Origin of the sequence: Paraburkholderia fungorum (assembly GCF_900099835.1) — a bacterium.
GTDB classification, from domain to species: domain Bacteria; phylum Pseudomonadota; class Gammaproteobacteria; order Burkholderiales; family Burkholderiaceae; genus Paraburkholderia; species Paraburkholderia fungorum_A.
The window spans coordinates 1,596,569-1,615,753 of the sequence record NZ_FNKP01000002.1; the positions used below are offsets into that span (position 1 = coordinate 1,596,569).

14 protein-coding genes are annotated in these 19,185 nt (G+C 54.9%); 5 read left to right on the forward strand and 9 right to left on the reverse strand.

The genetic code is table 11. From position 1 onward, the window contains the following. Positions 1-13 precede the first annotated feature (13 nt). Positions 14-976: an SOS response-associated peptidase family protein gene (locus BLS41_RS23040; protein WP_074769020.1), complete on the forward strand. Its 963-nt coding sequence runs from the start codon at positions 14-16 to the stop codon at positions 974-976. Positions 977-1,937: 961 nt separating this feature from the next. Here the strand turns inward: BLS41_RS23040 and BLS41_RS23050 are convergent. From BLS41_RS23050 to BLS41_RS23090, 9 genes are all read right to left on the reverse strand, one after another. Then, positions 1,938-3,941: a DUF3732 domain-containing protein gene (locus tag BLS41_RS23050; RefSeq protein WP_074769024.1), complete on the reverse strand. Its 2,004-nt coding sequence runs from the start codon at positions 3,939-3,941 to the stop codon at positions 1,938-1,940. A gap of 1 nt (position 3,942) precedes the next feature. Beyond that, complete coding sequence (locus tag BLS41_RS23055; RefSeq protein ID WP_074769026.1) at positions 3,943-4,416, reverse strand: three component ABC system middle component; 474 nt, start codon at positions 4,414-4,416, stop codon at positions 3,943-3,945. A 7-nt stretch (positions 4,417-4,423) separates the two neighbouring features. Then, positions 4,424-5,701 (reverse strand): ABC-three component system protein, encoded by a 1,278-nt coding sequence (locus BLS41_RS23060; protein WP_074769028.1) that lies wholly within the window; start codon positions 5,699-5,701, stop codon positions 4,424-4,426. A gap of 605 nt (positions 5,702-6,306) precedes the next feature. Next, positions 6,307-7,734 (reverse strand): hypothetical protein, encoded by a 1,428-nt coding sequence (locus BLS41_RS23065; RefSeq protein WP_143026347.1) that lies wholly within the window; start codon positions 7,732-7,734, stop codon positions 6,307-6,309. 240 nt (positions 7,735-7,974) lie between these two features. Next, entirely contained in the window at positions 7,975-8,805 is an 831-nt protein-coding gene (locus tag BLS41_RS23070) for a hypothetical protein (RefSeq protein ID WP_143026348.1), read from the reverse strand. Between the two features lie 180 nt (positions 8,806-8,985). After that, on the reverse strand, positions 8,986-9,510 hold the full coding sequence (locus BLS41_RS23075; protein WP_083380051.1) for a Mov34/MPN/PAD-1 family protein: 525 nt from the start codon (positions 9,508-9,510) through the stop codon (positions 8,986-8,988). Next, complete coding sequence (locus BLS41_RS23080; RefSeq protein ID WP_074769034.1) at positions 9,504-11,228, reverse strand: ThiF family adenylyltransferase; 1,725 nt, start codon at positions 11,226-11,228, stop codon at positions 9,504-9,506. The genes BLS41_RS23075 and BLS41_RS23080 overlap by 7 nt, the downstream gene beginning before the upstream one ends. Next, positions 11,225-12,439, reverse strand: coding sequence for a nucleotidyltransferase domain-containing protein (locus tag BLS41_RS23085; RefSeq protein ID WP_074769036.1), 1,215 nt, complete (start codon positions 12,437-12,439; stop codon positions 11,225-11,227). The genes BLS41_RS23080 and BLS41_RS23085 overlap by 4 nt, the downstream gene beginning before the upstream one ends. 18 nt (positions 12,440-12,457) lie before the next feature. Further along, the gene (locus tag BLS41_RS23090) at positions 12,458-14,302 is read right to left on the reverse strand and encodes an HNH endonuclease (protein ID WP_143026349.1); all 1,845 of its coding nucleotides are present in this window, start codon (positions 14,300-14,302) and stop codon (positions 12,458-12,460) included. A gap of 22 nt (positions 14,303-14,324) precedes the next feature. Between BLS41_RS23090 and BLS41_RS23095 the strand changes: the two genes are divergently transcribed. The 4 genes from BLS41_RS23095 to BLS41_RS23105 all read left to right on the forward strand — a co-directional run bounded on the left by BLS41_RS23095 (position 14,325) and on the right by BLS41_RS23105 (position 18,772). Then, the gene (locus BLS41_RS23095) at positions 14,325-16,097 is read left to right on the forward strand and encodes a hypothetical protein (RefSeq protein ID WP_143026350.1); all 1,773 of its coding nucleotides are present in this window, start codon (positions 14,325-14,327) and stop codon (positions 16,095-16,097) included. A gap of 739 nt (positions 16,098-16,836) precedes the next feature. Then, positions 16,837-16,965, forward strand: coding sequence for a hypothetical protein (locus BLS41_RS39995; RefSeq protein WP_290439532.1), 129 nt, complete (start codon positions 16,837-16,839; stop codon positions 16,963-16,965). Between the two features lie 6 nt (positions 16,966-16,971). Next, positions 16,972-17,958, forward strand: coding sequence for a hypothetical protein (locus BLS41_RS23100; RefSeq protein ID WP_074769042.1), 987 nt, complete (start codon positions 16,972-16,974; stop codon positions 17,956-17,958). A 445-nt stretch (positions 17,959-18,403) separates the two neighbouring features. Then, positions 18,404-18,772: a hypothetical protein gene (locus BLS41_RS23105; protein ID WP_143026351.1), complete on the forward strand. Its 369-nt coding sequence runs from the start codon at positions 18,404-18,406 to the stop codon at positions 18,770-18,772. Positions 18,773-19,185: the final 413 nt, after the last annotated feature.

Below are 19,185 nucleotides of genomic sequence, written 5' to 3' on the forward strand. Positions count from 1 at the left end.
AACGGAGGCATTCATGTGCTACTCGGCTCAAGTCGTGGCGGACTATCGAAAATTCGTGCGCATGTTCGGCGCTTTGATGGACATCCACGAGTTCGCACGCCTCTTTTTTGAGCGAGCCGAAGGCGCGAGCAAAGCCAAAGTACCGAAGGCAATGGAAGATGCTTTTGCAGAACCGAACACCGATGAGGAACGCGCCATCAAAGCGGCCATCGACCGGTTTAACGGAGCCCAGACTACAAAGCTCGAACAGGACCTGTTCAAGCAGCGTAAGCGGCTAGCGGACGCCGAGCGGACGTTGCAGACCAAGGTAACTAAAGCGGCATCCGAGAGTCAGCGAATAGCCACCGATAAAATCGCGTGGACCCTTGGCAAGCTTGACGACATTCAGCGTGCCGAGCTGAAGCCGAGAGACTCGCGCATATTTCCCGGTCACTATGCCCCAGTGATGGTGTTGGAGAATGGGCAGCGCGTCGTCAAACCCATGCGCTATCAGTGTCGTATTGCTGGCAAGCCGGCATCATACGATGTGAAATATCCGGGCACGTATAACGCTCGGCGCGACAATCTGGAAGGGTTCTGGAAACCATGCTTCGGATACACGCACGGTGTCATGCTTGTCGACGTCTTTTACGAAAATGTCAGCAAGGCCAAATTCGAAGGTACGCTGTCTGAAACTCACGACCGGAATGAGAACGTCGTTCTGGAATTTCGGCCGAGCAACGGCGAATTGATGCACGTCGCCTGCTTGTGGTCTCGATGGAGCGCATCCGGTCAGCCAGACCTGCTCTCATTCGCTGCTATCACGGACGAGCCACCCGTCGAGGTTGCCGCCGCCGGTCATGACCGTTGCATTATTCCTATCAAGCCCGAAAACATTGATGCATGGCTCAATCCAGACTCGAAGAATCTGGATGCCATGTACGCAATTCTTGATGACAGGGACCGACCGTATTATGAGCATCGATTGGCCGCATGAGCGATGCGTGACCATGCGACACACAAATGGAAGGCCGGACTCACCCTGCTTATAAAGCGGCAAACGTACCGGAACGTTCGCGTCGGACACTCCACTTCTGGACTTGACGTGCGTTGCTATCGACAACGTGACGGGTTTGCGAGCAAAGGAATGCTACGTTTGCCTTCGATGCGACACCGTCTTTGTACGGATTCTTCAGAAACCGCGAGTGCAGTACGTGTGGTCGCTCGTGAACGCAGTCATTGACTCCAGCGTCAAGCGACGCAGGAGTCTGACATTATCGCTACGGAATCACTTTGCGGAGGCCTTCTTCTGTGCTGCTCGTACTGCTTGGACGACGCGTAACGATGTGTCCTTCCTAGTTGCTCCTTTGGCTTGACCTGTTGAGGGGCGCACGACAGGGCTATCTGCAAGTGCAAACAGGTAAGCCGCGGGGTCTTCAACTGACGGAAGCAATGCAGGCGGCCGGCCACGTCCATTCCATGTCGCACCGGTTTCCGGGTCACGAAACTTGACGTCCAATGTCTCCGATTTGTCGGCGCTCTGTGGGCCCGTCCGCCTCTCCAGTTCGGCTTTTTTGTATGAATCAATATCAGCCGTAGTAAGCCCGTACTTTCCCATCAATTGGCTGATGGTGTTTAAAACTGCATCGGACCTCCTAGCGGACAACTCTGCGGATTCTGCTCGCAGCTGCGTCAACTTCTCTTGAATAGCCTCTAATGTGGTTGCCATATTTTTGTCACTGAGGGCTAATCCAGGTAGACCGGGAATCACGTCGTCTCCGCCAATGGTGCTTGCGGTCGAAGTTATTCCATTTCAATGAAGAGGCGCTCACTCATTTCGTCAAAAAGCGAGCCTATTTGCAATGGGCTGCATCGATTGCTACCTGGGTACCCACTCAATCAATCATGGCATACCCCTTTCCCGTCGCTCGTCTGCCCTTTCTGCAGCATCTCCAGTTTTATTCGCCGCGATGTCCGGCGCCTTCTTCGTCTTCCAGCCAGAACGTCGGAACCAGCTTGCCTCCATTTCGCCATTCCTGGACGAAGTGAATGCCTGTCTGTCCGTCCCAGAACTGATGCCCCGCATGGTCGAGCACAATAATCTGGAGGTGGCCTTCGTAGGTCGACGCGGCAGCACCAAAGGTTTTGAAGAATCGCTTCACGGCTTCTGAATCTTCATCCGGTACCTTGTAGTTCTCTTCAATACTGCCATCAGTGAGTCGCCGCGGGAAATATACTTGACTTGGTTGGTCAAAAACGAGCAATCCTGGAACAGGTGAGTGATTTTCTCGCGAGAAGAGAAGATGGAGCGCCAGAAGTGCCGCAACGTGATAAGTGAGCCAATTTGCACCGCTTCCAAGCTGCCAAAGGTAATCGGCGCCGCCATTTTCGTTACTAACTTTGACGGTCAGTTCTTTCATGTCGAGCTGCACAGCAGCATTTTTGTCTTCGGCATCTAGATTCTCGGCAATCCGCCCCATCCACCGCGTCAGCCGCTTCTGAGCCCGCTCGAGCCTTGCATGGTAGGAGTGACCCGACAGCTCCCCTTTCAACTTTTCAATACGCGCCAACATCTTGTTCAGTTCATCCTTTGACGCGCTACTCTCTCGGCCTTTATACACGTCGAGTGCTTGCTCCAGCGCGCCGATGAAACGTGCGGCCTGCGTGACCAGCAAGTTTTGCTGCCTCGCGCGCTGATTCCGCGCTTCAATTCCTTTCCTGGTTGCGGCTACTGCGCCGAGTTCATCGACAAGCTCACGCAGTTTTTTTTCCAACGCGACCCAGTCACGGTCATATACCGATGGCGCACGCGCAACTCGTCTCGCTTCAGACTCTACAACTACAAGCGCATCGACAAGTGTCTCGACTTTCTCAGCATGGCCATCAAGGGACTGACTGCACACGGGACATGCTACGTCGACTGTCTCTTCAGTATGAGCGCGTAGCCACCTCGACAGTCCAAGGCGTTCCTGCCGGGTGTTGAGCGATAGTTCGAACTGATTGACCGAAGACCGAAGGTCAGAAAGTCGGCTCATGCGATGCCGAACTTCTGCTATTTCAGCATTCAGGGTCGCCTCTTGTTTTGCCAATTGCCCGTACTCATCGACCACCTTTGCGATGACTTCAGCATGCAGTGTCGGCTGGGGCAAGTTGGCTGTGGTCAACCCTGAGAGAGCTTCCAATATGGCAAGTTCCTCAGCATCCTTCAGTGAGTCTGCCGGTAAAAAGCCGAGCTCATAAGCCTCGGCCACCCAGTTCCCAAGGTTCGCTCGCCACGTTGCGGATGCGCGCTCGTAAGCAGTCAGCTCCTTTTCGAGAGCGCGCGCCGCTCTGCGAAGGCTTTCGTACTCCCACTGCTTCTCGAGGATTTCAGGCGTCGTTACGCCTAGAACATACGGAAATATCGCCCGCAGTTTCTCTCGGTGCTCCGTTGTGTCCGCGCGGTAGAAGAGGACGTCGGGATTCGCGACCAAGTTCTGCGGCTGGAAGCAGAACGCCATCAGGTCTCGAAAGCTGGGGCGCCCCGCGTAGCCACTCGTTGTGTTTTGGGCGTCTGTACCGAGGCGCGTCAGCCTTGCCAACCGGTCCATCGTCAGCTTAACGCGGTCGACGTTGGTATTCGCGATGGGCACATCTAGCGGAGTCTTGCCTTCCTGCACATCCTTGACGTACATATCAGTCGAGGTTGGCTGCCTTCCTGGTTCAGGCCGCGCAAGCAGCATTAGCCCCTCGTCCGTATCAACTACGATTCCAAACCACGCCACTGCTTTACGGATGACACCAACCGGGATTGCACACCGCTCTGACCCGAGACAGTAGTCAATGATTGGAATAATGGATGACTTTCCGGTCTTCGATGCGCCAGTGATGACGTTCGCTTTGTCTCGCTCGAACGGCACTACCTGAGGAGAAATGCCTGCCTTCCTCGGCCACAAGATGAGTTCAATAATTTGCAGCTTCAATCTACAGCTCCAGACGAAAAACGAAGCAGAATTCCCGCAACGAAACCCCTGCGGCCCAGCGTCCCAACTTCTCAGCTGCCTTCATTAGTTCTTTGGGCATCTTCCCTTCCAACACCGGAGGCTCTTTTACACGGCAACGAAATGTAGCCTCTTCGGTCTGGACGGATAGCAGGCCGGCCCGCAGAGCGATGCCTAGACTTTCACTCGACAGATTACGCATGCTCAAGACGTTCATTTGTGCCGTCGTCGAGATGGATTCATCATTGTTCAGCTTTTCATCAATCTTGCGCAGACCCTTGTTGGTCCTGACAACGACTTCAAGAGTCGACTTGTTGTACAAAAGTGGAATTACGAAGAACGCATATGGAAGAGGCACTGCATCCTCCGATTGCGACGCGAACGCCCGTCCGAACTGCCATATCAGCGCGGCACCGAGTCCAGGATTTTGGACTTCCCACATCTCTTTGTTGAGCATATAAGACCTAAATCGCGGCTGCCGATACGAGCGCCTTCCAATCAGGATGCCACCCAATTTTCAGGTCGTTCGCAATCTCGTGGAAGCTCCCCCGAGAAAAATATGTTGGAACGTTCACCGTCTGAATTCGCGCCTCTTTCGTCATGCAGAGAAGGAGAAGCTTCACACCTCGCTGGATTGGTGTTTTCTCCGTATGGAGCGTCTTAACCTCCAGTGAGCACTGTTTCCAATGGTCTTGCAGCTCTTCAACGAAGGGACCGATACTACGCGGGTTCAGATATCCAAGTGCCGCCCACGACGTCCGCGCCGACGAAGCTCGCATATAGTCTTTGATATAGGTTTCAATCATTTCATCCTCCAGCTCAAGAACATTCAGCTGCCGGACAAAATTCGAGCCTTCGAGATGCTCCTCGATTTCGCTTCGCTGGGGTGTGAGCGTGTGTTCTGGAAACTCCGTCAGCTTGCCCATGACTCGCTCGTAAACAACGAGGCGATACTCCCTGAAGTCGTCGAAGGGGATGCCGACAACCCGGCGCGCTTCAATCTGCGCCATCACCTGGGTTTTCGTCCAGCCGAGAAGCGATTCCGTTACTTCGTCGACGTGCTCAATGCGAACATGCGCAGAAATTTCTGCACGCACCTCTTTCACTGGGGACGCACTTCCTTTCTCAATAGAGAAATACGTAACGATGGAGGCAATAACTTCGTCGTTGTTGGCGAACACTCTACGAAGCTGCTTAACAAGCGCCGCAGGGCTCTCATCGTCAAGCTCTGATTCGTCGCCCGACGGGCCACTCCGGACCCTATTCGCGGCGCCCTTGCCCGCCCTTTTTACCTCTTCGGTCTCGAGGTCCTCGGCGAAGCGTTTACGAAGCCTCCCAACGAGTTCAATGGCGTCGTCGGTTTTAGTGCAGTTGTGCAATTCATCCGCAATCGGGCCATCGTAGGGTTGTGCCACGTACAAAACATAGACCGAAGCGACCGGCAAGGAACCGTCACGCCGCGCATCAATCCAGTTGGCCAAAGTTTTCCAAAGCGATACAGCTCTATCCGCAATTGGATTGTGAGCGAGTCCACTCTTATCCTCTTCGGAGACCACTCGACCATCTGTGGTCCGGGTAGAAACGTCACCAAGATGCTCGAATGCGACTACATCACCGGTCCTCGCACGCATGAGATGCCATAGGACTCGAACTTCCTGGACCAAAATCCCATATGCTTGCCCCGGAACAGAAGAACTCCGCTTCACACGCGGCTTCTTCTCAATTTTTTCTTTGGTAGACATGGCAGCTTTTTCACAATGGCATCATTTCTCCGATGACGCCGAGGTGGTCTTTTCTTTCTGAACCTGCTGATACAGCGCAAACCCATGAGGCGTGACGAACCCGCCAAACCATCAACCCCCGGTCATTTCCATTGGCAGCACTCCAACTACAAGCTACGTCAGTTACGCATCAAAGCAATCGAGGTAGACGAAGACCCTTATCCTCGAGGAATGCCCTAACTAGAACTTGCCATCGTAAGATTGTGCATGCAATCACACCTCAAATCCATCGAAGAATGAATGGTTAGTTGCCTTTGCAACGTGGACCCACGGGAGTCTTTGAAGCCATATCGAAACTATGCAAAAGACATACAAGCCTTACCACGGCGCCGCTACCCTCAGACACACAGTATTGAGCGACGGGGAAACATGGCTCAACACTACCGCTCCGGCGCCTACCATCAACCCAGCCATGATGGCGCGCGCAGCTATGCCGAGACAGCGGGGCAGCCGCCGCAGATTGGATTGCCGAATCGGACGACCGCATTTCGTTCCGTTTGCGTTTCGCAGGCCGCGCAATATTCAGGACGTAAAAGCCGGACACGAGGGTTTCCCGCTAGTTGTAGTCAGCGGCCGGCACCGTCGCCCGGCCGTTTTAGCGCGAGCTGCTCGCACGACGGGTGCTTCAACACTTCTCCCATGGCCTCCGTTGCTTCCATGTATCGTGACTGCATCCAAATGGAGCTTTCCTCCAGAATCTGCGCGGTGTAGTCGGTCAGTTCGCATCGCTCTAGCAAGTCTGCTACAGCGTCCAGTTTTCCAAAAAAACGCAGGGTGTTTGCTACGTGCTCTAAGGCGGAGGTCTTTTCGATGAGATGAAAGACCGAATGTCTGAACTCGTCCTCGCCTGATGACCGCTTCGCCAGGAAATCCCGAATCGAGTAGTCTCGCTCTCGCTCGAAGGCCTCGCTGTAATGCAGTCTATCCCGTGAGAAATAGAACATCGCGCTTAGCTCGCCGAAAGCTTCTGGAGTCACTTCGTTCGACAATCGCGGCCAAGCTGTCATTCGAACGTCGCGTTTGTCGTCCAATATATCTCTCAGGTCAAAGGCTTCGTAACTCTCTGCTTCTTTGATTAAGGCATCGACATCGTTGGGAACTCCCTTGAACTGCCTCCTCAATTTGTCAAGGTCGTGATAGTCGCGCCAAGAATCAAAAAACAACTGTAGATGCGTAACAGTTAGGTGCAGAAACGGTTTCGGTGCATCAATGAGCGCAGCCATTTCCAAGTTTCGCTCGATGATTTTCACCGCTTTAGAAAACTCCTGCCCGCTCAGCCCGAACCGCGAGCAAATGTCATTTTTCGCATCAGTAAAAACGGACGTTGGCCAGTCTGCCCGGGGCGGCAAACTGTATGCCACGCAGATAAGGTCGAATCGCGACAGATTTGCTGTGTAGGTTTTGTAGCGATATTCATCTACCAGTCTCGCTCCCAAACGGTTCAGGTCCTTCAACTTCTCAACAAGCAACTTGAACTTCTTCCACAAAACTCCAAGGTTGATAATCGCTAGCTGTGTCAGATGCTTTTGGTTGTCCCTATCAAACGGATAACGGAAGACTTGTCCTGTTGCGTCTACCTCAGCGAAATCTGCAATACCCCTATCCAACTGCGCTATTAGGTCCAAATACCGACGGTCAATTTTTGCTGCATGCTCCTTGAAGTAATTCCACAGTCGACCAATATTATGTGAAGTCTCGACGTCTATATCGGTCAAACGGATGTCATGATGGACAAGAGATGGAAACACTCCAATTGCTGCTTTTAAATAAAGCTCTATAGCATGCCGCATGTTAAAGCAGATAGGATACACAAACGTATCCGTTGAATGCTTCAAACCCCTGTTCTCAAGGACCTGTTCCAGCAAAACGTTCGCGGCATTCGCGAACCCTTCAGCATAGTCGACAATTCCTGGCGAGCCGTTATTTCCCACGCATGCATTTGCCCATGAAGGAGATGAGTTTCTAAAAGTTTCGTTAGCGAATCGCTCAAGCATAAAGGCCTAGGTCTTGATGTAAGGGATGGCGTGCCCTCATATTTTATCGCCCATCGACAGAAACAGGCCGCAGGTCAAGACGATGCCAAGTAAGGTTCAACCCGGTCGTTTCCGCCACAGAAATGGAATTCATGTTCACACCGAACTCCGTCAGCACCCTGACCACATTTCTCACGCGCAACAGTTGACGTCGCCAGGCATCGGCAAATTCGGAGGTAACTGAAAGCAAACTTCCCGCGGTCAGTTGCAGTTTGTGCTGACTGTGCTACCTAAGCTGGTTGAGGTACAGTGAACGCCCAGACTGGTCAAACGGACCGTCTGAGGTTGGCGGGCATTGACCGCTTGCATGTAGTTTGCCCACGCGTTCATGCTGTTTGCAAACTGCTGACTCGCAAGCTGCTGAGCCTGCAACTGATGGTCTTGGTCTTGTAACATCCGGGCCTCCCGATATTTTTCGGAAGCGTCAACGGCCGCCTTCCCAACGGCATAGCGGCGCTGGGCAAACTCACCATATGTCAGCTTCTGCTGGTAAAGGCTGACCACCAGCTCACTGACCTTCGCCTCCGCCTCCGAACCAAATGCCATTTCCTTTCGGATGACCGTTTCTGCGAGCGGTGAGGCGTTTGCGGGTATCGGATTTACCGCTCGTTCGCGCTCCATGCAGGCGTCACGCAGCGTGGCCCACTTGGAGATGAGCGGGCGCTCAGCGGAGGACGGGAATGAATCGAGTGATGCGTACTGAAACGGCGGCGGTGAGTCGAGCTTGCGGATGAACTGAATCTTCTCGCGCAACGGGTCAAGTTCATGCGCGGCCATGTCAGCGTCGCACTGTTGGTGTGCAGCGTCGAACTGAGCTGCTATTGCATCGTGCTGAGCCTTCGCGGCATCCGCTGCCTCTTTCCGATGGAGGCTGCCCCCGCCGTTAGCGTACCCTCGCGTTCCCGGAAGACAGTCCGCCCATGCGATACCAATTGCACAATCGGCAGGATGGTTGGCGAATCCAGGTCCTACGGTACTGCATGCTTCAAGCAACGCGACCGTTACTGACAAACCAGCGAGCTTCTTGTTCATTTTGATGAGCCCCATGCGCGCAGAATCTCGCTGCCCTCGACAGGGAGCAACCCGCGCGATATTTTGTTTTAGCGTGAGGATTCTACTATTCGTCGACACACACGTCGCTACTCCGCGCGGGCGTAGCATGCCGAACAGCATTCGTGCAGGCACGGGCGCCTTGGCGGAGGACGAGTGCCATTATTTCGCAACTGACGTCGGTTTATCTGAAACCATCGCTCCCCCGCCAGCAAGCTCTACGGATGTCGCGCGGTGCATCCGCTTACCGTCATGAACTCCAACGTATAGACCTGCCGGAAACGGCGCCGTGCCGACTATTACAAAAACGAAGCCCGCCAGTTCCGCCTTCCCAGCCACTTGCGCCGCTTCCTCAGCCAGGGCAAGGTCGTCCGACGACGGATGAGGATGTGGCTCGGGATGCGTGTGCCACAGGCCCACACAATGCAGTCGTGCCTCAAACATTTTCCTGCGTTCCGCGTCGACGAAGGTTTTATCCAACACAACCCGGGTACGTCCCGCCGTCTTCGGTCGCAAGACTGTTGCAATCTGCAGTGTTATCTCCTGAGACAGCAGTGACGCCGAATACAACTGGCCAACGCTTTCGTTGGTGAGCCGCCCCCGCTGGACATGAGCGCTCAAAGTGTTGATTACATCATCACTGAAAACCAGCTGCCACTGCGCCCCTGGAATGGCGAAGCTCAGCATGATTCCCTACCCCGGCCGCTAAGCACATCGGCAAGTTCACGCGTCAACCGCACCGAATGAAAGCTGTCGTCCGACTGCGGAACCAAGGGTCCAGGCACAACACGCACACCTAGTGACTCGAAGAAGGCCGATGAACGCACGGTCGACCACACCATTGACCGCAGTCCTCTTTCATCATCCAAGACGCGCAATATGCATTCGCAGGTAGTCGCAGCAGCTTGCGACGCGTCCGCTGGCCCATACTCGTGGAAACCGGAATTGCATGCAGGAAGAACGATTTCCGTATCTTCGTGCCATTCTGCGACGTGAATCTGTAGGACAGGGTCGTCCTTAGGCCACACGGTATCGCTGTCGACTAACACAGTGTGCGAGGCGGCGCAGAAGGGTTCCATCCAGGCGTGAACAATCGGCGTACCGCGGAAAATGCTCTCGCGAACCTGGCTGAGAAATGTGCGAACGCTTTCCTCACCAGTGCAATCAATCACCAGGTCAAACGCCCCGGGGCGACACTCGGAAAGAATCCAGTCACCAGCTGCCGCGCCATGACCTTTGACAACTGCTCCCGGGATGTCTGCGTTGAGCTGGGCGGCCAGCTCCGCGGCCTTCTCATGAAACACCGCACGCATCCCAAGCGGATGCCGGGAAACGTTCTCCGGCATCAGAACTTCCTTGTCTACGAGTGTCAGGTTTTGAAGACCAGCTTTTGCCAGGAAGATGGCCAGAGGCGCTCCCAACGAGCCGCAACCCAAGAGCAGAATCCGCTTCTTCCTGCGCTTCTCGATTCCGCCGAGCCGCTGGTCGCGAACGATAGCCCAGTCGGGGTCCATGCGGGTCACTTCGCGCGGGACGATTTTCGGACCGTCACAGCTGCGAAGCACCGGCTCAATCAGCTGATAAGCGTATGCAGCGTTCTCCGCGGTCAGGATAACGTAACGAGCCGGTGGCTGCGACGGGTTTGCAGCCCACCACTCACCAAGATTGAACGCTCCGTCGGATGACTCCTTCACAAGCTGAGCGAGTTCGCTAAACGTTCGCGGCCAGCTGCTCGGAGTCCAGCAAATCGATGCGGGGAGCGGCACGAAAAGCGCTCGCCCTATTTCCATGGTTTTATGCGCGAGCTTATGCCGTTGAGCGAGGAAGTTCGGGTCCACGTTGGAGCTGCAAGCCAATGCGATGCGACCATTCAGGTAGGATGCCACGCGGCCCTCGGCGACCATATGCGCACGCCCAAAAGCATTGAAAAGTCGACTGACACGTCGGCGCATTGAGGTGTCCCCGCCGCCCGTGCAGAAGCGATTCCAGTAGGCAAGCGCCTCACGCTCGAATTCGTCGGTCACCCATGCAATGTCGCGACATTTGTCCAGGAATATTTGGAAAGCTCCGAGCACGTCGCGAACAGCCTGCACTGGCTCATCGTAGGCGTTTGCCGTACGGTTGCCGAGGCAGACCAGCCCCGGTCCCTCCACGTGCGGAAGGAGGAGGCAAAGGGCCCTGTTAACCATAATGCGGGGAGGCAACGCTGGGAAACCACGCGGCAAGACAAGCTTCACACGCGTGTATCCCCGCAGCACGGGGTGCTGGAGGTCGAACTCCCAGATGTGACTCGAGCCGGAGCGTGCTCCGACGCGCGTCAGGAATTCTGAACCGGCGCCATCAAGCCAATGAACAACTGCTTCAATCTGCTTCTGAAACTGCGCCGCCTGCACTTCATGACTCATGCAAGGGTGTTCTTTTTGCTGCCCGACGGGACGGGGACGACAGGGTCACGCCGCTCGCCACCCGGACCAGACCTAATCAGCGAATTCAGAAGGCCGGACGGCGCGGGAGCGAAACTAGCCTTCCATGCCTGCACACCATCCTCTCCGAAGACTTTTCGAATCTGTGCCTCGCCGCTACGCGAATATGAGTCGGCAAACAGCGCTTTGAGGTCGGACTTGAGCTGCTCGTGCCAGCCATAGAACGCACGCGCTCGCTTCCCCTCATCTTCATTCCAGCGCTCTGCGAAGTTCTCGCCGACATGACCGGGGTTGCAAACGCTATATCGACCGCTATGAAAAGCAATAAAATCGGGCATGCCCTCTACCACATCGAGCAACACCTCGATAGCGTTCGAATACATGTGGCGATTCACAATTGCGGCGTTGTACGCGTGCGTTGCCAGAGTCACCAGAATTACCGAAATCGGCTGCCCTTCTTTGACTTCGTCGGATTTTCCGTAGTACTGCAGGTCACGGTGAAGCTTTATGAGCTGCACAGTGCGGCGAAGAATGTCGTCGATTGCAACCTTCTCGGAAGGCAAGTCGTCGATTTGATGGCGTGCCTCGGCTTTCGTCAAACGCACCGACTGGAACCCAAATTTCTGCTTCGCAGCTTCACAGAACCAGTCTGCAAAGTCTTCCGGGTTTGACGGAGTCCAGTGCGTCTTCGGGTCGCGAACACGAAGGTCCGTGCCGGTAATCTCATAACTACCAGGCAACGCGGGCGTGACGTCGAAATAGAACGGCTCGTTTGCATATTGCAGGCGCCAGCAGCGCGCCTTCGGCTTCGGCTCGCCGGCGGCGTCGTTGAGCCCGCGCAGCGAATCGCCGAAGGCGTTGAAGAATTCGTCAGAGTCCACACCGGAGAAGTGGTCACCTCCCAGCTTCACGACGATATCGAGGTCAAATTTCTGCCTGCCGCGTGGCGCTACGGTTGTCTGCGTACGCATTGAACCCTGGACGACAATATGGACGTCAGTCTCATCAACCTCCAGCTTTCGTGCCACTTGCCTGGCGAGCGTCTGGTAGTGCGCCCTAGCGCGGTCGCGCTCCTCTTTGCTTAGCTCCAGCTTCGAGAGAAGTCCCGCCATCAATTCTTCCCACTGTCGAGCTTCCTGGTCGAAGGTTGCCTTCTCCATGAAGGCTTTGGCTAGCGTACGGTTGTTGGTCATTTCTGGTCTCACTCCGCTTCAGGTTAGAGGCACTTCGCGGTCTGTCGCAACGTTCTTCACATAAGAAGACGCAATCTCAATGGTCGGCTTGAACTGCCCCCGGGTTCCGTCCGTCGTCCGCGCTCTTTCGTAGAAAGCAATGCGGCTTTGATGCCGACTCTGCAGCTTCTGCCCCAGCCTTATACAGGCCGCTGTCGGAGCTATCGGAACGCAATGAATACGGCTAACGCGCCACTTCTCCTGCAAGCTCTGCAATGCGTCATCGAACGCCTTGCCAACCAGTTCAAGGTCGTATGGATGCCCGATAACACTCCGCGAAGGTGTTGGCACGACAACCTCTACCACCGGCATCTTCCATGCCCCGTCTTCGTAGAACTCTGCTGGTAGTTCCCCGCGGGGGACCCGGTCTGTGAGGCTGACCAGCAGCAGAGCTTCGGTTTCACCGTTTGTCGGCTCCCGATGTACTACGACGGAATACTTGCTCGGGTCCGGCCTTTTCGCATCCTTCGGCCACGCCCATTGGTCACCTTGCGTGTTGTCCCCCACGGAGTTCCTTTCGAATTGGAAAACCTGAACGGAACGCGCCTCGCCAATAAGATGTCCTGCCAACACCAGCACCGACATCAGATGGAGCGGGAATACCGAAACTACTTCCGCCTGCGCACCGCCATATGTAGCACCTGTAAGACGTGCTCGTAACGCCGGGATGTCCATGCGCGCCCACTGGTCAAACTGCGTCTCCCAAAAATGCGGCGACGAGCCATCTCCCATCTCGTTGCCGTTGTAGGCAAACCAGAATGGCTTCCCGCCTGCCGGCCGCAGCTTTGCAGCGCGCATCGCTTCCTCGGCCCGACGCTGGTCAAAGACCACCGACTGATTGAGGATGTTTCCGCCGACCACAATCATGTACGACGAGGGAAAGCGAAGACTGCGAAACAGGCTGGCAACCTGTTCGACGTTGGCTGCGCGCATCCCATTCAACGTATCGACGGAATACTCGTCGGGAGATACACGGTCGATGAGGCGATGACACTTGTCGCACAGAAGCATCACGTTCTCGGCCGTGTCGAATAACCGCCCCGACAACTTTGCATGACCACGCGGCCCGTCCACCGACGATGCGATGATGTGCGCGAAGTAGCTGAAGTTGCCTAGCGTATCCGTGTTTGCGTCCAGCCAGAGATTCTCACCGCACCCCTCAAACTGACAATGCCAGCCGGCCTCCGCCCCGACGCGCTTGCGCGTATCCGCCGAAATCTCCCCTGTCCTGCCCCGGTCCTGCGCCTTCGGCCTCTTGAAGCCCGTCAATATGTCGCGGCGCTCCGTCCACCGCGACACGTCCCCTTTCCGATAGACAGTTGCGCTCGCAGCGGCATCGAGTCCAGTTTCCAATGAATCAACTTCGAGCCATTTGAAGTTCTTCATGGCCCCCTCAACTACTGCACGGGACTGGTCTCCGAAATCTCCGCTTGCCTCGAATCGCCATTCAGCGTTCTGCTCACGCTGCGACGCAACGGCTACCCGCTGCTTGTCTGCAATCAAGACAACCGGATTCCCTCTCCGGAGGATTCCGCGGAGCGCCAAAGCTAACTCGCCGTCCGAAATACCGCGGATTATCTCGGCATTCGAATCCGCTTCAGAAACGGTGTTTTCAAGGTCGCCCATAGACGCAACAGGTTGTGTCATATTCAAAATATAGTGCAATAAAACACAAGATATAGTAATTTTACAAAATGCGCAATCTGTGAACATTCTGTTTAAGAAATCGGACTGAAGGCGCAGAGGCGGAGTAAATCTCCGTCTTAAAAAATTTTCTAAAAACTCGTTTAGCAAACGTTTGCTATTCGTCAAAAAAGCTTCCACATCGTTACTCGAGGATGTATTGATGCGTTTTGAATGGACAAAAAACTCGGGGCGCTCTGAACTGATTGAAGGTATTCCAGATAGGGAGTTCCCGATTGCAGTTCGCGGCTATGGCGGCATGTTGCCAACCCTGCGCGGCGGGACTACGCGGAAGGTTTTCGTATCTTTTCAGAATCTGGATGAGCCGGACACGCCACCGTTCCACGAGGAAGTGTCATTCAGCCACCTTCGCGCGCTGCGCGTCGGCACGGTCTGGCAGAAGCGGCGCTACGTCGGAGAAGTGCAGTATCAGGAGCTGGGTCCCACGGAGGTCAATTTCACACGTGGCGAATGGCGGCTGATATCACCGATAACGGAAGTGCAGGCAGGGCGTCCGGCTCCATTCAACGGCCAGTACCGAGCGTCGCGCCAGAGCGAAGATAAAGAGCGAAGCTGGATGCTCGAATTTGGGCTACCAGGGAATCGCACTCTCCTCGTCCCGTGCCTGGAGTTCCTGCTTCGCTGTTACGGAATCTCGGAGGCTATCCCGCGTGCGTTGTGCAGCATGCCGTGGAGCGACGCGATGAAGCAGTTTCTAACGAGCCTGACGCCTGAGGTGAATGCGGAGGACAAGCTCATTATCCGGCTCACGGAGCGCGCGCAAGACGGCGACCGAAACTTCCTTGCACACGTACTTCACACTGAACTAGGACGGCAGGTAACGCAGGATATTTCCGAGCAATGTCTGATGGAGGGGAAAAATGAAGACCTCATTTTCCCTCGCGTGCAGCCTTGGTTTGAGGGCAAGCTGCCGGTCGCAGCCCAAGGAGTCTGGGTGCGGCCCGGACAAACTTTTCTGGCGCTTCGCATCGAGCTACGTGGTCATCCGAAATGTAAAGGCATCGTTTGCTACAAAACCAGAAAAAACGAGGTCGTTCGAAGGTCGGACGACCAGACCGACGAGCATGCGCGTGAGGGCAGCAGGAGCTACGCATTGTCACCGGAAGCGAACTTAAAAGTTCACGTTCCTGGCGTCGAGCATAGCTACGGCAACCTGCATGTCGAAAGCCGAGAAAGACGGGGTGTCCACTTCCCATTTGGGCCAGAGCCTGACATTACGAACATCTTTGAATCTAAGCCGAGCGTTATCGTCCCACCCGGAGGCGTAGATGCGCCGGGCATCAACATCAATGGTCAAGATGCGACGGATGCTCCAGTCGCGCATCGTATCGTGGTGGCTGACGGGACGCTGCTTGAAATGTGGCGCGCGCTCCAGGTTTTAAAGACTCAGCACTCCAAGCACATACACAGCCTCAAGTGGCTTCACGCTACCCGGGGTTTCGTCGACGACGAGACCCCAGAGCTTATCGCGCTGCGCGAGTTTAAGGAGCATGACCAGGTCAAACCAGAAATACGCAACTGGGTAACGCGCAATGCCAAGACCGAGACACCGCGGGGTGTCCTCGTGCTGCGCATAGTTGCTTCGGTTCCCAAGACCAAAGAAAGGAGGACTGTTTACGTCCTCGAAATCGAGCGGCGGCTTAAACGGAGCAAGGTCGGTAAGAAGACAATAAGCGAAGAAGCGGATAGCTACCGCGGCCTATCGGCAGTGCTGGCTCCGGCAACTGACTTCGATGATTGGCTGCAGAAAACCCTGTCGATGATTCGCCAACTTGCTGGCCATGTAGTCGAACTCGAATCGACACATCCAGACCTCATCGAAGCCTTCAAGCACAGTCAGTCCAAGTCAGAGACTACTACCCCATTTCGGTCAGCGGCTCTCCTTGCTTTGAAGAAGGGGGGAGTCGAACTGTAATCGTTCGTGCTCGTCGCCAGAGGGCGAGCACGCGCGACCCATCCCTCCACAACTGAACGGCGGCTATGAGCGGTCGAGTGTGTACTCAGCTGAGTCTCATCTCGATGAAAACCGTCAAATCGGACATTCTGCTCGGCGAACTCATGAACTCTTCTCATAGGGGTATGCGGGTGCGGCACCTTTTTTGGACACCACGTTAAGAAGTACACTGCCTCATCCTAATACCCCTCCAAGGCCTTCGGCAGCGGTCAGCGGATGCGTCTCGTGGATACTCCGGCGCAAACTTTGAATTCGCTCATCGGCAACCGGTCCGAGCATTCTTTGGGACGCGCCCAACGCTACCCCTACGGACCGTAACGCGATTATGCAAACCACGTCATTGTTCGAAGTTCGGACACGGTGGTGCCGCTCCGAAAAACGCGAATCTTGACCGCTTGCATATACGCAATAGTCACTACCGACGAAACGTTCTCATTGTCCCGGCCACGTTGCGTCGTTGTTCGGTTCGACCTACGGTTAATAAACGTCTCCTCCATATCTCCCCGATATGGATTTAGCCCACCCACCCTGCGGGCTTTTTTTTTAATGTTCCTCGAAGAACGGTTGCGGTTACCGCCCCTTCAGAAACGCCCTACGTCTCAACTTCCACTTGTCGCTTCCAATGTGCCGAAGGGTCGGAGCAAGTGCTCTTTTACATCGCCAATATGTGCGGCGGCCCACATATGAAGAAGCACGAGGCATGGAAGAAAAATCAGCCGTCGTCTTTAATTCACTCGACCAGCACGCTTATTTCTCGTTGGTCGCTGCTATCTCATCCGCGCTTGAGCACCGCCGCACGGCGTTCGTGGCGAGCCTGTCTGGAGACTGAACCATCATGCCAACCATGCTGGATTACTTCGCGCCGTCTCTGGCCAGCTTCGAGGTGCAGCGAGCACAGGTCGCACCGATGCTCGCGGGACTGCGATTTGTAAACTCGATGCTCGATTTTGCGTTCTATGACGTACCGATGTTCAAACGGGTCTTGGAAAAGGACGGCGTTGAAATTGAGTGGACCGACGGCGCAACTGGCGCACCGGTGCAACCGCTGACAGACCTCAGCGCTCTGATGAACCCCGAAGGTTCCATTCTTGTCATTGACGCGGCTAACAGCCCTCATATCCGGCGTTTCAGCGATGTTGAAACCTTCCTCGAAGCGAGCACTGGAGGTGTCAGCCTAATCGACGCAATCTCAGTGAGCGGTGTTGGCAGCTCTGCACTTGGCTCGGCCGCGCTTGCATGGAACGCTTCCACTGCGCTGGAAAAACCGGTTGCAGCTATCGTTCCCGGTTACGGACTCGCTGATGTCATCCAGCAAGCGCTCGGCGGGTGGTTTGGATTCGAGATGTACAGCTACTGGATAAAGCAGCCCGTGCAAAACGTGCTTGCGCAGATAGCGCCGGGTGCTGCGTCGGTCGGACGCAATCTTCTCGCAACCACTCCAGGTCATGCCGAGGCACCCGGTACACAGGTACCGGTCTTTCGCCATGGCAGTGGTTCCTCCGACGTCCTGCACGCGATTCTTGAAGCCACCGACAACGTGACGACTCTGCTCGGCCATAGCAAAGGCGCGCTTGTCATCCAGAATGCGATTGCGGACATTCCCGCTGCCCACTTATCGCGTCTTCATGTCATGACCTTTGGTTGTGTAATCCCCGAAGATGCTGCAATTAAGCGCTATGACCAGTTCCTTGGGACGTTCGACGCACTTGGATTTTTGAATTCAGGTGGAAATTGGCCCGAACACAGTGTGTCGACATGGCACAGCACCAACACGGTCTCGCATCTCTCGATGCGCGTTTCGACTTTGGCAAAACACTGCTAGCAAGAGCCATTTTCTGCTTGAACGTAACGCCTTCGAATGAAGAGAGGTCGGAATGCCATTGAATCAACTCATAGAATCCGGCAATCCGATTTCGCCGCTGCCCGATGTTCAACGCACGACGTTCTCGCTCGATGTTCTGGGGAGGTTCGTTTCTAGTATTCGTAGCTGCGATTGAATCGCTCGTGCAAAAATTCCTCGACACTCCCCCGGGGGTGGGTAGACGTTGACCAGCGGAAAAGCAAGCCAATTAACGATGCGTTAAAAAACGCCACCACGGATGTCTCAAGTGCTGCAGGGGAAGCCATCCTTAGCGGCGTACACGTAGCGATGAAGGTTTCAGGAATTCTCTCTTGCGCATGTCGGTGACAAATTCTTTCGTGATGATGCGCAAAATCTATTTGCCATCCTAGGAAACGTGACTTGGCCATTGCGCTGAAGAGCGTGTATGAAAACTCGCTCGAGATATATCCATACGTTAAAGTCCGTTCCTCGATTGCTCGCGCCTCCCCGTTTCCTCACGGAAGTAATGCACATCGACGGCACTCCACGCCTAACGTTCGAAGGCTTAGCGAGGGGCGCGCGCTCGGTCATTCTCGAGTTCATCCGTAGAGCGCCGACCAGCAAGCGTGAAGAATTCGATTACACCAACGATTATCCAAATCTGCTGAGAATGCCGTTGGCGCCGAACATGTGGATACGAAATCCAGAGGTTCTCACAACCGACACGACCCATTTGTACCTCAACGGATTTTTCATCGAACGCGAACAACAGCGGTTACATCCCACAACGCCCATCACCGGTCCTCAAAAGTAACCGAGAAAATTGGGCAGTTGTCGCCAGTCCGCGCGATGCCGAAAACAATGCTTGCCATTAGTGACACTGCACTACTGGTTCGCTCAATGGCTAGCGGATGCAGAAAGGTCTGACGCTATAGCAAAAGCTCGGTAGATAACCTGTTCTCAAACTCCCCCTGCTTTGCACTGCTCTCAAGAACGACTCCTTGTGACCGCGCTTAAACAAGAGAATGAGAAGTCACACATGCGCTAGGTAGCGTGAAACCGAGTACCTTGATGCGCCGATTTTTTCTCGAGAGTTCGCACTATAGCGAAGTGATATCAAGCCGGATACCAGCAGGGAGACCGGAACGCAAAACGCAAAGTTCGCACATCGGTCGAGAACTTAACTCACCACAGTCTCAACATTAAACTAAATAAACTATCTCTTTA

Excerpts from the sequence above, each read along its gene's own strand:
- BLS41_RS23040 (WP_074769020.1), top strand. The coding sequence starts at position 14 with ATGTGCTACTCGGCTCAAGTCGTGGCGGACTATCGAAAATTCGTGCGC.
- BLS41_RS39995 (WP_290439532.1), top strand. The coding sequence starts at position 16,837 with ATGGAAGAAAAATCAGCCGTCGTCTTTAATTCACTCGACCAGCACGCT.
- BLS41_RS23075 (WP_083380051.1), bottom strand. The coding sequence starts at position 9,510 with ATGCTGAGCTTCGCCATTCCAGGGGCGCAGTGGCAGCTGGTTTTCAGT.
- BLS41_RS23060 (WP_074769028.1), bottom strand. The coding sequence starts at position 5,701 with ATGTCTACCAAAGAAAAAATTGAGAAGAAGCCGCGTGTGAAGCGGAGT.
- BLS41_RS23070 (WP_143026348.1), bottom strand. The coding sequence starts at position 8,805 with ATGAACAAGAAGCTCGCTGGTTTGTCAGTAACGGTCGCGTTGCTTGAA.
- BLS41_RS23095 (WP_143026350.1), top strand. The coding sequence starts at position 14,325 with ATGCGTTTTGAATGGACAAAAAACTCGGGGCGCTCTGAACTGATTGAA.
- BLS41_RS23080 (WP_074769034.1), bottom strand. The coding sequence starts at position 11,228 with ATGAGTCATGAAGTGCAGGCGGCGCAGTTTCAGAAGCAGATTGAAGCA.
- BLS41_RS23055 (WP_074769026.1), bottom strand. The coding sequence starts at position 4,416 with ATGCTCAACAAAGAGATGTGGGAAGTCCAAAATCCTGGACTCGGTGCC.
- BLS41_RS23085 (WP_074769036.1), bottom strand. The coding sequence starts at position 12,439 with ATGACCAACAACCGTACGCTAGCCAAAGCCTTCATGGAGAAGGCAACC.
- BLS41_RS23065 (WP_143026347.1), bottom strand. The coding sequence starts at position 7,734 with ATGCTTGAGCGATTCGCTAACGAAACTTTTAGAAACTCATCTCCTTCA.
- BLS41_RS23105 (WP_143026351.1), top strand. The coding sequence starts at position 18,404 with ATGAAAACTCGCTCGAGATATATCCATACGTTAAAGTCCGTTCCTCGA.
- BLS41_RS23100 (WP_074769042.1), top strand. The coding sequence starts at position 16,972 with ATGCCAACCATGCTGGATTACTTCGCGCCGTCTCTGGCCAGCTTCGAG.